We start from the raw sequence: 12,324 nt of genomic DNA, 5'->3' as shown, positions 1-12,324 counted from the left end.
AGTTTGTACCGTCTTACTTGTTACTGATTCTATGAAATTTACCCTTCGATTTAGTTGCCTGCTGGCTGCCTGTTGGGTAGCCGTAGTTGGCTGTCAAAAGTCCGCATCTCCTGCTGAATATAATGCTAAAGCGTCTAATCCGGAATACTATAATTCGGCTCTGAATAAACTAACGGAGGTTATCATTCACGATATTTTTTCGCCACCGGTAGCGAGCCGAATCTATTCCTATGCCAATCTAGCTGGTTACGAAGCACTCGTTCCTTTTGACCCCCAATACGAATCACTGGGTGGTAAACTAAAGCGTTTTCAGGCAAGCCCTAAGCCACAGCCTGGTCAGGAGTACTGCTTTCCATTGGCCAGTACCCACGCGTTTCTGACGGTTGCGCGGGCGCTAACCTTCTCCGTTGAATTTTACGATACCTTCGAGAAGCCTTTCTACGAGCAGTACAAAAAAGATGGTGTACCAGATGAGGTTTACGAGCGGTCGATGGCGTATGGTGAAGCGGTCGCTAAGCATATTCTGGATTACGCGGCCAAAGACAGTTACAAACAGACGCGCGGCTTCAAACATACCGTGACGAATGAAGAAGGAACCTGGGTACCGACACCGCCCGCTTATATGGATGCTGCGGAGCCTCAATGGAACAAACTGCGCTGCTGGGCCATGGATACCTGTAATCAGTTTATGCCTCCTCGACCCTTTCCTTTCAGTCTGAAGAAAGGCACACCCTACGAAAAGGAACTCGACGAAGTATATCAGGTCGGCAAAAAACTAAATAAGAAAGAGCAGGACATTGCTTACTTCTGGGATGATAATGCGTTCGTTATGAACGTAGCTGGCCACGTGATGTACGCCAGTAAGAAAATGACACCCGGCGGGCATTGGCTCGCTATCGCAGAAACGGTAGCACGGCAGAAGAAGCTGAACATGATGCGTACCGTTGAAGCGTATGCATTAACTTCGTTTGCGCTGTCCGATGGCTTTATTTCCTGCTGGGACGAAAAATACCGAACGAAGACCATTCGGCCCGAAACGGTTATCAATAAATCGATCGATCCCAAATGGACGCCGTTCTTACAAACACCCCCTTTTCCCGAATATCCTAGCGGGCACAGTGTTATTTCGACCGCAGCGGCTACTGTACTGACCAACCTGATTGGTGATAATATTGCTTTCACCGACTCAACGGAGCATCCATACGGTCACGGGGTACGCTCGTTTACTTCATTCCGGAACGCGGCTGACGAAGCCTCAATTAGTCGTATGTACGGCGGAATTCACTACCGCTCGGCATTAGAGAATGGACAAGTGGAAGGAGAGAAAGTTGGTAAGTGGGTAATTCAGAAAATACAGACCAGAAAAACGGCTGTCGCTAGCCGATAGTAAGTACAACCTAAAAAGAAGAACCGCTGATCCAGCGGTTCTTCTTTTTAGAGACTATTATAAATAGACATCTATCATCCAGTCGTCATGCAGGTACGTTTACTAGCGTTCTTTTTAACCACACTACTTGTACAATCAACCAACCTGTTAGCACAGAGCCCGACCGATTCGCTTAAATCGAGAGCGGCCCAGAATCGGGATGCATACCGTGCCTTGAGCCGTTCTCCCGAAGATACGACCCGTTCTGTTTTTAACTTCAAGGCAGCCCCCTGGTATGTTCGTGCTTCACCATTCCTGATTTATACGGGTGCTGGGAAGCCTAAAGATCGCATCGCGCAAAGCATTGAGGTTGGCAAATCCTTCAACGTAATCGACCTGGGCATTGCGGTTGGGCGAAACGCGCTTCGTCCTGACTCAACATTCTTTGTGGAGGGCCGGGTTACAATGGACGTGGCGAACTACGGCGTTTTTGCGAACGAGATGACCATTGGTGCCGGACGGGTCTTCGATCAGCAGGGCAGTCTGATGCTGGAACTGACGTACAATATCATAGCTCAGATTGCACCCCGCTTTGCCATTGGGTTAACAACAGGTTATTATGACTTTAGCAATGAGACTTCCGATGCGTCCAAAACATTTTACGGAATATGCGTTCGGTATGGTCTACTACGCACCGACTCAGGAAGTTTGATTCGAATAGGCAGGCCCCGGCTTGGTCGAACCGGTCGGTCAGGTCATGGGCGCGGTCGATAAGTTGCTCCTCCCGTCCGTACTCTTTGTTCGCTAACTGGTCTTACAAGGATTGTAGTTATCAGGGATAGCTTCTAACTTTCCATTTCCCTTTGCTCCGCTCACCCAGAACAAAATAAGCTCAAGCACCTAATTTGCGTAAAGGCCCAGTTTAATAAAGATGGTAACGGAAGAAACAAGGTAAATCAGAAATAAAACAAAACGGGTTGAACAGATAGCAGCCGTAGCCCTGCCTGTTCAACCCGTTTTATGTGTAAGCCTTAATTACCACTGAGCCATCGGCAGGTGAGCCGACTGCAATTCAAGGTTAACTTCTTTCGACTGAATAGCCATTTTATTCAGAGAGATGTAAATGGTCTTAACGGCATTTTCGATCCGCTTCCAACCCTCTTCGCTCCGAAGATCAATACTGATCATTGTGCGGTCGTTCTGAGCCATGATCGTAAGGTAAGTCATAGCGCCCAAAATGATCGCCGAAATCGCTTGCGTATCAGCTCCTTTAACAAACGAAAGCTGCTCAACAAGCCGAGTCATCTCTTCGTCCTGTGCTTTTGCTGTTGTTTCTGCAATCGAATCGTTTTCGATAACAGTTGCTTTCAGAATCTCACGGGCTGCTTTAAACGTGCGGAAGTAGCGGTAGGTCTGAATAACCTGACGATACCAGATACGTGCTACGTCGGAATCTTGTAAAGGACGAATTTGATCAAGAACAGCTGGATTGAATACTGGAAATAGTTTACCCATTTTCACGTAGTACTCAAGAAGTCCTTCCATACCGCCGAAATAACGGTAGATCAGTACTTTACTGACGTTAGCCTTTTCAGCTACTCTGTTAACACCTACGCCTTCTAAGCCCCGTTCTGCGATTACTTCTTCCAGCGCTTCTACAATGCGCTGAGTTGTTTTAGCGCGGTTACGTCTGACCTTGTCGTCCTTCTCCATGTATCTAAAATGCATTAAAATTCATTATCTTATATCAATTGGACGTAATTAGAAAGGTACGGTCACATTGAGAACTTACGAACGGAAAATTTGTAACGTTAAACTATGGTTATAAATACCAATTATACCAGTTGTCGTTCTCTGTTTACAAAACGAATTTTATCCAGCAATCTTATATTAAACGGGCTATTTCGTTTTATTTCAGGTATATAGCGAATTATACGACTACGTCCATCGCTTGGCAATAGTAGGTATTTTTGATTAGGAAAAAAAATTAACTAACGATTAATAAATCCTGAATAAAAGTACCAAATGTTGATGCCTCTGCGAAAAGGGATACAAAAAAAGCCGCTTAATCAATGTTAAGCGGCTTTTAAAGTTGCCCGAGAAGGATTCGAACCTCCACAAACAGAACCAAAATCTGTCGTCCTACCCTTAGACGATCGGGCAATTGCGAGTGCAAAGATAATAGGCTTAGAATGTCAAAAACAAGTGTTAGCCTTAAAAAAATCTGATTTTTGTCTCGCTATTCTGGTTTCTTGCTGACAATCAGCGCAAAAAAATTTCCTAGACAGCCGTAATCGTGGCACTTGGGACAATTTTCTTGACCAAACCCTGTAAAACTTTGCCCGGACCGCACTCAATAAACTCAGTTGCTCCATCTGCCGCCATGCGTTCTACCGACTGCGTCCAGCGAACAGGTGCTGTCAGTTGAGCAATCAGGTTCGCTTTAATTGCAGTCGGATCGTTGGTCGGCTGCGCATTCACGTTCTGATAAACCGGACAGCGAGGTTCATTGAATGGCATACGCTCAACCGCTTGAGCAAATTGCTCACGGGCGGGTTCCATGAAAGGAGAATGGAAGGCCCCACTGACCGCCAGCGTCACGACACGTTTTGCCCCGGCTGCTTTGAGTTGTTCGGCTGCCTGCTCGAGTCCAGCAACACTTCCTGAAATGACAACCTGGCCCGGACAGTTGTAATTAGCAGGAACGACGATTTCGGTTGTTATACCGGCGCATATCCGCTCGATTACTTCATCCGCTAAGCCTAACACAGCCGCCATGCTCGATGGTGCCAGTTCACAGGCTTGCTGCATGGCCGTTGCACGAATAGACGCTAATGTCAAACCGTTCTCGAAGGACAATACACCCGCTGCTGTCAGCGCTGCAAGTTCACCAAGGGAGTGACCTGCTACCATGTCCGGTGCAAACGACTCGTTGGTCAATGCCAGTACGACACCGTGCAGCAGTACGGCTGGCTGAGTGTAAATAGTTTGTTTCAGCTCTTCGTCCGTTCCCTCGAACATGATTCGGGTCAAATCATAACCTAGTATTTGATTTGCCTGGTCGAAAAGTTGGCGAGCGGCTTCCGAGTTCTGGTAAATGTCGAGACCCATACCCCGAAACTGGGAACCTTGGCCTGGAAATACGTATGCTTTCATAAAAAATAAAGACTGGCCATTAGCAAGTCAATTAGTGGATGCACGTTCAGATGTGCACGTATTATGGGCAAAATAACAAGACCAATTGCATTTATTCAAGAATTCGCTCGTCACTGCCCGAAACGGTTAGATGACAAATGTGGTGGATAGAAGATTTTAATGAAAGAATGGGGGCATGAAAAATTGTTATCCTTTGCCTGATTTTTCATAAAGACGGGCAAACAAAAAATTGACGCACTATGTTATGAAAACAGGTGATTTGTCTAATTTTTACAGGCTCTATATTAGACAGAAGTTCATCGAAAATAAGCTGTAAAGTTGTTTGCGTCGGGTTTGTGCTTTAGCTTTGATGCGCCGTTTGAAGCGGCTTTTTTTCAATAGTTTACCACTAAAATTTCGTGTCATTTACCATATGGCTTGGGTAATACAAACACTATCCAGCTCCCTCGGTCGCAAAGTGATCATGTCGTTGACGGGGCTTTTTCTCAGTACCTTCCTAATTGTTCACATGGCTGGTAATTTGCAGCTTTTCAAGGGGGATAACGGACGGGCTTTCAATGAGTATACGTACTTCATGACCCACAATCCGCTTATTCTCACTGTCTCGTATCTGCTTTACACGTCTATTCTGGTACACGCGCTGATGGCGTGGGTCTTAACGCGTCATAACCAGGAATCACGACCTGTTAAATATGCGTACAGCAAGCCTGAAGCAAATAGTGATTGGTCGTCACGCAATATGGGCATCCTCGGGACCATTTTGCTTCTATTCATTGTTATTCACATGAAGACATTCTGGTACGAGATGCACTTTGGTTCGGTACCGATGGCTGAGTATGATGGCAAGCAGTACAAAGACCTGTACGCCGTTGTGAAAGAAGCGTTTAGTCAGTGGTGGTATGTACTGCTGTACGTGATTTGTATGGTTGCCATTGGCTTCCACTTGGCGCATGGTTTTCAAAGCGGTTTTCAGTCACTGGGCATCCGGCACAAGAAATATACACCACTCATCGAGTTCGTGGGTAAGTATTTCTTTGCGATTGTCATTCCTGCTGCTTTTGCCGCTATGCCCGTTTACGTGTTTTTACAGGTTCATGGAATTATATAATGAGTGAAAGAGCGAAGGAAGGAAGGAGCGATACGTGTACTCTTTCATTCTTTCACGCTTTTGCCTTTTACTTTTTAAGAAGGTATGAAACTGGAGTCTAAAATTCCTGAAGGGCCTTTAGCCGAGAAGTGGGCCCGGCATAAATTTGGCTTGAAACTGGTTAACCCAGCCAACAAGCGGAAATACGAAATTATTGTAGTCGGTACAGGATTAGCCGGAGCTTCTGCCGCTGCGTCGCTGGCCGAGTTAGGTTATAACGTGAAAGCGTTCTGCTTTCAGGACAGCCCACGCCGGGCGCACTCCATTGCTGCGCAGGGTGGTATCAATGCCGCGAAAAACTACCAGAACGATGGCGACAGCGTATTCCGGTTGTTTTATGATACGGTTAAAGGCGGTGACTACCGGGCCCGTGAGGGAAACGTCTATCGTCTGGCCGAAGTTAGCGTTAATATTATCGACCAGTGTGTAGCACAGGGTGTTCCTTTCGCACGGGAGTACGGCGGTCTGCTGGCAAACCGGTCATTCGGTGGTTCGCAGGTATCGCGTACGTTCTATGCTCGTGGACAAACCGGTCAGCAGTTATTGCTGGGTGCTTACTCGGCGTTGAGCCGTCAGGTAGCAAACGGAAAAGTAAAGCTTTTCCCACGCACCGAGATGCTTGATCTTGTTGTCGAAGGCGGAAAAGCGCGGGGGATTGTCACTCGTAACCTGATTACGGGTAAGATCGAGTCTCACTCGGCGCATGCGGTACTTATCTGTTCAGGTGGGTACGGAAACGTATTCTACCTCTCGACAAACGCAATGGGTTCGAACGCAACCGCAGCTTGGCGGGCGCACAAAAAAGGCGCTTTGTTTGCGAACCCTTGTTTTACGCAGATTCACCCAACCTGTATTCCCGTATCAGGCCACTATCAGTCGAAACTAACGCTGATGTCGGAGTCGTTACGGAATGATGGCCGGGTGTGGGCTCCAAAGACAAAAGAAGACGCTAAGCGAATTCAAAAAGGAGAAATCAAAGCGAATGATTTAGCCGAAGACGCACGTGATTACTTCCTCGAACGTCGCTATCCGTCATTCGGTAACCTTGTTCCGCGTGACGTTGCATCCCGGAATGCTAAATACGTTTGTGACGAAGGTCGGGGTGTAAGTAAAACAGGTCTGGCGGTTTATCTGGATTTCGCCGAAGCAATCAAACGCGACGGTCGGAAGACGATTGAAGCCAAGTACGGTAACCTGTTCGAGATGTACGAAAAAATCGTCGGTGAAAATCCTTACGAAACACCGATGATGATTTACCCTGCTGTTCACTATACGATGGGCGGTCTATGGGTAGATTATAACCTGATGACGACCATTCCTGGCCTGTACGCTCTCGGAGAAGCCAATTTCTCTGACCACGGAGCAAACCGCCTGGGTGCTTCGGCGCTGATGCAGGGCCTTGCCGATGGTTACTTTGTGATTCCTTACACGGTTGGTGATTACCTGGCTACTATCGGCCCGGCTGATAAAATACCAGTCGATTCGCCTGCCTTTAAGGAAGCAGAACAAAAAATTCACGATCAGATCAATCTTTTGTTGTCGATCAAGGGTGAGCGCCCGGTCGATGATCTGCACAAGGAGCTTGGTCACATCATGTGGGAATATTGCGGTATGGCGCGTACTGCCGAAGGCTTGCAAATTGCCCGTGAGAAGATAAAAGCGCTTAAGAAGGAATTCTGGTCAAATGTGAAAGTGCTGGGTGAGTCACAGGAGATGAACCAGGCACTGGAAGCCGCTTCACGCGTGGCCGATTTCATTGAATTAGGCGCGCTGATGGTCGAAGACGCTTTAAACCGGAATGAATCCTGTGGTGGACACTTCCGTGAGGAATACCAGACCCCCGATGGTGAAGCGCTCCGTGATGATGCTAACTACACATACGCAGCCGCTTGGGAATACCAGGGTGAAGACAAGCCCGAAATTCTTAACAAAGAAGAGCTTGTGTTTGAAAATGTTAAACTGACACAGCGTAGTTACAAATAAGTTTTCAGTGATAAGTATCTGGTAAGAACCGGAGACTTGAAAACGCTCAAGCAATGAAAATTATTCTAAAAGTCTGGAGACAGAAAAATAGCAATACAGAAGGTAAACTGGTCGAATATCAACTGGATAACATATCCGAGGATATGTCATTTCTAGAGATGTTCGACGTGTTGAACGACTCGCTGACCCGGAAGGGCGAAGATCCGGTTACCTTTGATCACGATTGCCGCGAAGGTATTTGCGGTACGTGCTCGATGTACATCAATGGTCGGGCGCACGGACCACAAACGGGGGCAACAACCTGTCAGCTGCACATGCGTTCGTTCAATGATGGCGACACGATTGTGGTAGAGCCTTGGCGGGCGCGGGCTTTCCCCGTCATTAAGGATTTGATGGTTGACCGTTCTGCCTTCGACCGGGTTATTCAGTCGGGAGGTTACGTGTCGGTTAATACAGGTTCGGCTCGGGATGCTAACGAAATTCTTATTCCACGTACTGTAGCCGATGAGGCTATGGACGCGGCTGCCTGTATCGCTTGCGGAGCCTGTGTAGCCGCTTGCAAAAATGCGTCGGCTATGCTGTTTGTATCGGCTAAAGTATCGCAATTGGCTATCTTGCCACAAGGCCAGGCCGAACACAAAGAGCGCGCTGAACGCATGGTTGCCCAGATGGATGCTGAAGGATTCGGAGCCTGTTCGTTTACGGGCGCTTGCTCGGTAGAATGCCCGAAATCGATTTCGCTGGACCACATCGCGCGGATGAACCGTGAGTACTTGGGCGCTAAGCTGACCTCGAACAACGCATAAGACCAACGAGTGTCTACAAAAAAAGTCCGGTGCCACAAAGGTACCGGACTTTTTACGTTTATGGCTTTGGCCTTACGCTGTAGCGCCCTCTTTCAGACGTTCGGCGTTTTCGGCAATACGAAGTTGTTCTATAAAATCACCGATGTCACCGTCCATTACAGCCGGTAGGTTATAAACCGTCAGACCAATGCGGTGATCGGTTACGCGGCTCTGTGGGTAGTTATACGTCCGAATTTTATCCGAGCGGTCACCGCTACCGACCATCGTCTTGCGCTGTGATGCAATGGCTTCATTGTGCTTCTGCAACTCGATTTCGTAAAGCCGTGAGCGCAGTACAGTAAGCGCTTTATCGAAGTTTTTTAACTGCGAGCGTTCATCCTGACATTGGACAACCAGACCCGTAGGAAGGTGCGTCAGGCGAACGGCCGAATACGTCGTGTTTACCGACTGACCACCGGCTCCCGATGAACAGAACGTATCTTTGCGAATGTCGTTCATGTTCAGCTCAACGTCTACCTCTTCGGCTTCGGGTAACACGGCCACACTGGCGGCTGATGTATGAATCCGGCCCTGCGTTTCGGTGGCTGGCACACGCTGTACGCGGTGAACGCCCGACTCGAATTTCAATTTGCCGTATACATCTTCGCCTTCTACCTCTGTCACAATTTCTTTATAACCACCGGATGTTCCTTCCGTGAAATCGACCAGCGACATGCGCCAACCCATTTTCTCGCAGAAACGCTGGTACATACGGAACAGGTCGCCCGCAAAAATGGCCGCTTCGTCGCCCCCGGTACCCCCGCGAATTTCGAGAATGACGTTTTTACTATCGTTCGGATCTTTCGGAATCAACATCTCTTTGAGCGTTTCTTCCATCGTTTCCCGACGCGGCAGCAACTCGTCCAACTCAGCTTTTGCCAACTCCCGAAAATCTTCGTCTTTTTCGGTGGCAATAATCTGTTTGGCATTATCAATCTCTTCCAGCAGTTGCTTATACGCTCGATATTGCACAACTATCTTGTCGAGATCCTTATATTCTTTGCTCATTTTCATGAAGCGTTTCTGGTCCGAAACGACCTCGGGCTGCACGATCTGCTGAGCTACTTCGTCGAAGCGTTCGCTAATGGCTTCTAACTGGTCAAGCATAGATATTGGAAAAGACGTTAGCTACTAAGTATTGGACGTTGGACCGTTTATGTCGAGGAGGGGTGGATAATCAATCCAACTTACCCATGTCTAACGGCCTGAAAACAAAATTACAAAAATCCTGGCAGTTAGGCTTTATGTTTGTGATGTGCAACCAAGCTGTTTGCAGGATCGTTTTCTATACAAATGACGAAACGCAACCGCATTAAGTTCCTGTTTATGATACGCTCAGTATTACTTTCTGTCTTGTCAATCAGCTTTTTAGTTTCCTGTGGACCCGATCGGGTTCAATATACCAACGAGCTGAAGCGGGAAATGGCCGATTCGAAAATCAAACGCATTACTGACGTCGATTTAATCGAAACGATTGATGATCTGGGCGGGAAGATCAGCGCAACCGTACAACGCGAATTAATCACCGACCTCCAGAAGACAACAAACCCAGCTGAACGGACAAAACTTTGTCAGCTACAAAATTTACCTCGGACAAAGGCTATTGCCGAACGATACGCACTAGATATCCGTCTGCTGGGACCTCAGGATGTGCAAAATAAAGCGTTCAGCCAGAAAGAGCGCGAGATCCTGGATGCGTACCAGTACAACGCAAAACAAAAACTAGCGCCGATTTCGAACATTCAGAAGATTAGCGATACACTTTTCGTCTACAACATGGCGCTCCCGGCTGACAGTCCGATTTGCGAAGCCTGCTTCGGTAAACAAGAAGTTCCGTTTGCTGTCTGGCGGCTGGCGTTTAGCAAACGGGAAGTAATTCGGCGGATGAATTCGTCAAAAAAGTAACCGTTTATAATGAGTCGGCCCAACTGATGAGTCTCTTCGCCGTTTCGGCTGGCTTGTCGTCCTGACTAATCAGCGGATGAACGGTTGCCGGATCGCGCTGTGACAGTCCGTGTAGGTACGCTTTGTCGTAGTAATCCAGCGTTAAATCGGCAACCGTAGCATAGTCGCGCTTTGTCAATGCGTCCAGCGCATCTTTCGTTATTTTGCCGCCAAGCCGCTTGCGTATTCGTTCGGTTGCTTCAACGAGTAACGTATGATCGATACCAGCGTATTCGGATACCAGCCGATTGATCCGAGCCGCTTTGGGCACATCGACAAAGGCAACGGGAGTTACTCGCATCTGTTGCCACAGCGCCATCGGAACAAAGCAGGAGCCGATACTTCGGCTCTCGTCTTCCAGCCAGATGCGTCGATTGGGGTCTAGCTGTCGCCATTGGGCAAACAAACTGTTTTCAAACTGCTCGGTTGTTGGCTGTCGAGGTTGGCCAATAGCGCCGTATGATGAACCTTTGTGGTGAGCCAGTTTTTCGAGGTCAATAACCTGCTCACCCTGTTGGGCCAGCTCCTTCAGGATTTCGGTTTTGCCACTACCCGTTTTACCGCCCAAAATTACCAGTTTTCGGGGTTGGCTAAAGGCCGCCAGTACGGCGTTTCGGTAAGCCTTATAGCCACCTACCAACGTCGATGCAGTCAGACCGGCGGTATCGAGCAGCCAGGCAAAAGAGCCGCTGCGCATACCACCCCGCCAACAGTGCACCAAAACCTCTTTGTCCTGCGCATTCAGCTTCTTCGACTGCTTGACGAACCCTGTAAGTTTTGGGCCAACCAAATCGAGACCCAATAAAACCGCTGCATCTTTACCTGCCTGCTTGTACTTGGTGCCGACCTGCGCCCGTTCCTCATTGTCGAACAAAGGAATGCTAACCGCGCCTGGAATGTGAGCGTGATCGTATTCGCCCGGCGACCGAACATCGATAACGGGTAATGTTTGGGATTTCGCTAAAAAGTCCTCGACGGATAACTGATGAACCATTGACCAAACCGTAGTTACGCTAAGTAATCTGACTATAAAGGTAGACAGACAATGCTGCGGATCATCACAATTTTACGAATCCTGAACCAGACAGCGTAAATACATTTGAATCGTGTTTTCCAGCCCAAAATAAAGCGCATCGGAGATAAGTGCATGACCGATGGAGACTTCTTTCAGATAAGGAATTCGTTCATTGAAAAAACGCAGGTTTTCGAGGCTTAAGTCGTGCCCGGCGTTAAGTTCCAGCCCTAGTTCGTGGGCTTTCTGTGCCGCCCGCACAAAAGAAGTGACCGCTGCTTCCTGGTCTGTTGGGTACTGCGTTGCGTAAGGCTCGGTGTACAATTCGATCCGGTCAGTGCCAACGGCCTTCGCCCCTTCGACCATACGTTCGTCAGCATCGACGAAAATAGACACCCGTATACCATCCTCTTTAAACGTATCGACCAGATACCGCAAGTGGTCAGCGTGACGAATGGTATCCCAGCCCGCATTGGAGGTGATCGCATCGGGCGCATCCGGGACGAGCGTTACCTGTTCCGGTTTTACGCGTTTTACCAACTCAATAAATCGTTCGTCGGGATTGCCTTCAATGTTGAACTCGGTGGTGACCACCTCTTTTAGGTCCAGCACATCCTGGTAGCGAATATGCCGTTCATCGGGGCGGGGGTGAACGGTGATACCTTGTGCGCCAAACCGTTCGCAGTCGATGGCGATCTGAACAAGATTGGGGTTGTTGCCGCCACGCGCATTCCGGATCGTGGCAATTTTATTGATATTAACGCTTAAACGAGTCATTTCTTTGACGAGCGAAAAAGTGAATGAACGAAAGAACCAGTCGCCATACCGGTGAATGGTCCTTCTGGTTTTGTAACTTTGCCGGGAGAGTGAA

The 12,324-nt window shown here is 48.2% G+C and carries 11 protein-coding genes and 1 tRNA gene; 6 read left to right on the top strand and 6 right to left on the bottom strand.

Annotated features, from left to right (window positions below; translation table 11 throughout):
• Positions 1 to 31 precede the first annotated feature (31 nt).
• Positions 32 to 1,387: a vanadium-dependent haloperoxidase gene (locus tag LQ777_RS22085; RefSeq protein ID WP_232560105.1), complete on the top strand. Its 1,356-nt coding sequence runs from the start codon at positions 32 to 34 to the stop codon at positions 1,385 to 1,387.
• Between the two features lie 87 nt (positions 1,388 to 1,474).
• Positions 1,475 to 2,140, top strand: a complete 666-nt coding sequence (locus tag LQ777_RS22080; protein ID WP_232560104.1) for a hypothetical protein — start codon at positions 1,475 to 1,477, stop codon at positions 2,138 to 2,140.
• Positions 2,141 to 2,401: 261 nt separating this feature from the next.
• On the opposite strand, the gene LQ777_RS22075 is transcribed toward LQ777_RS22080, so the two are convergent.
• From LQ777_RS22075 to fabD, 3 genes are all read right to left on the bottom strand, one after another.
• A complete protein-coding gene (locus LQ777_RS22075) occupies positions 2,402 to 3,079 on the bottom strand; it encodes a TetR/AcrR family transcriptional regulator (RefSeq protein WP_232560103.1) in 678 nt (225 codons plus the stop codon).
• Between the two features lie 379 nt (positions 3,080 to 3,458).
• Positions 3,459 to 3,529: transfer RNA gene (locus LQ777_RS22070), tRNA-Gln, on the bottom strand.
• Between the two features lie 117 nt (positions 3,530 to 3,646).
• Positions 3,647 to 4,522, bottom strand: a complete 876-nt coding sequence (gene fabD / locus LQ777_RS22065; protein WP_232560102.1) for an ACP S-malonyltransferase — start codon at positions 4,520 to 4,522, stop codon at positions 3,647 to 3,649.
• Positions 4,523 to 4,934: 412 nt separating this feature from the next.
• Between fabD and LQ777_RS22060 the strand changes: the two genes are divergently transcribed.
• From LQ777_RS22060 to LQ777_RS22050, 3 genes are all read left to right on the top strand, one after another.
• Positions 4,935 to 5,630 (top strand): succinate dehydrogenase cytochrome b subunit, encoded by a 696-nt coding sequence (locus tag LQ777_RS22060; RefSeq protein ID WP_232560101.1) that lies wholly within the window; start codon positions 4,935 to 4,937, stop codon positions 5,628 to 5,630.
• Between the two features lie 84 nt (positions 5,631 to 5,714).
• Positions 5,715 to 7,652, top strand: a complete 1,938-nt coding sequence (locus LQ777_RS22055; protein WP_232560100.1) for a fumarate reductase/succinate dehydrogenase flavoprotein subunit — start codon at positions 5,715 to 5,717, stop codon at positions 7,650 to 7,652.
• A 53-nt stretch (positions 7,653 to 7,705) separates the two neighbouring features.
• Positions 7,706 to 8,458: a succinate dehydrogenase/fumarate reductase iron-sulfur subunit gene (locus LQ777_RS22050; RefSeq protein ID WP_232560099.1), complete on the top strand. Its 753-nt coding sequence runs from the start codon at positions 7,706 to 7,708 to the stop codon at positions 8,456 to 8,458.
• A 72-nt stretch (positions 8,459 to 8,530) separates the two neighbouring features.
• Here LQ777_RS22050 and prfA read toward each other — a convergent pair whose 3' ends face one another.
• Complete coding sequence (prfA, locus tag LQ777_RS22045; RefSeq protein ID WP_232560098.1) at positions 8,531 to 9,604, bottom strand: peptide chain release factor 1; 1,074 nt, start codon at positions 9,602 to 9,604, stop codon at positions 8,531 to 8,533.
• Positions 9,605 to 9,823: 219 nt separating this feature from the next.
• Between prfA and LQ777_RS22040 the strand changes: the two genes are divergently transcribed.
• Positions 9,824 to 10,402: a hypothetical protein gene (locus LQ777_RS22040; protein ID WP_232560097.1), complete on the top strand. Its 579-nt coding sequence runs from the start codon at positions 9,824 to 9,826 to the stop codon at positions 10,400 to 10,402.
• Between the two features lie 4 nt (positions 10,403 to 10,406).
• Here the strand turns inward: LQ777_RS22040 and mnmH are convergent, their stop codons facing one another.
• Together mnmH and LQ777_RS22030 are read right to left on the bottom strand one after the other, a co-directional pair.
• Positions 10,407 to 11,435, bottom strand: coding sequence for a tRNA 2-selenouridine(34) synthase MnmH (mnmH, locus tag LQ777_RS22035; RefSeq protein WP_232560096.1), 1,029 nt, complete (start codon positions 11,433 to 11,435; stop codon positions 10,407 to 10,409).
• A 72-nt stretch (positions 11,436 to 11,507) separates the two neighbouring features.
• Positions 11,508 to 12,230: a pyridoxine 5'-phosphate synthase gene (locus LQ777_RS22030; protein ID WP_232562894.1), complete on the bottom strand. Its 723-nt coding sequence runs from the start codon at positions 12,228 to 12,230 to the stop codon at positions 11,508 to 11,510.
• Positions 12,231 to 12,324: the final 94 nt, after the last annotated feature.

This window comes from Spirosoma oryzicola, from assembly GCF_021233055.1.
Taxonomy (GTDB): domain Bacteria; phylum Bacteroidota; class Bacteroidia; order Cytophagales; family Spirosomataceae; genus Spirosoma; species Spirosoma oryzicola.
This window is presented reverse-complemented; position numbering and strand designations above follow the sequence as displayed.

Bases quoted from the DNA above. Each gene is read 5' to 3' on its own strand.
- LQ777_RS22085 (WP_232560105.1), top strand. From the start codon at position 32: ATGAAATTTACCCTTCGATTTAGTTGCCTGCTGGCTGCCTGTTGGGTA.
- LQ777_RS22080 (WP_232560104.1), top strand. From the start codon at position 1,475: ATGCAGGTACGTTTACTAGCGTTCTTTTTAACCACACTACTTGTACAA.
- LQ777_RS22075 (WP_232560103.1), bottom strand. From the start codon at position 3,079: ATGGAGAAGGACGACAAGGTCAGACGTAACCGCGCTAAAACAACTCAG.
- fabD (WP_232560102.1), bottom strand. From the start codon at position 4,522: ATGAAAGCATACGTATTTCCAGGCCAAGGTTCCCAGTTTCGGGGTATG.
- LQ777_RS22060 (WP_232560101.1), top strand. From the start codon at position 4,935: ATGGCTTGGGTAATACAAACACTATCCAGCTCCCTCGGTCGCAAAGTG.
- LQ777_RS22055 (WP_232560100.1), top strand. From the start codon at position 5,715: ATGAAACTGGAGTCTAAAATTCCTGAAGGGCCTTTAGCCGAGAAGTGG.
- LQ777_RS22050 (WP_232560099.1), top strand. From the start codon at position 7,706: ATGAAAATTATTCTAAAAGTCTGGAGACAGAAAAATAGCAATACAGAA.
- prfA (WP_232560098.1), bottom strand. From the start codon at position 9,604: ATGCTTGACCAGTTAGAAGCCATTAGCGAACGCTTCGACGAAGTAGCT.
- LQ777_RS22040 (WP_232560097.1), top strand. From the start codon at position 9,824: ATGATACGCTCAGTATTACTTTCTGTCTTGTCAATCAGCTTTTTAGTT.
- mnmH (WP_232560096.1), bottom strand. From the start codon at position 11,435: ATGGTTCATCAGTTATCCGTCGAGGACTTTTTAGCGAAATCCCAAACA.
- LQ777_RS22030 (WP_232562894.1), bottom strand. From the start codon at position 12,230: ATGACTCGTTTAAGCGTTAATATCAATAAAATTGCCACGATCCGGAAT.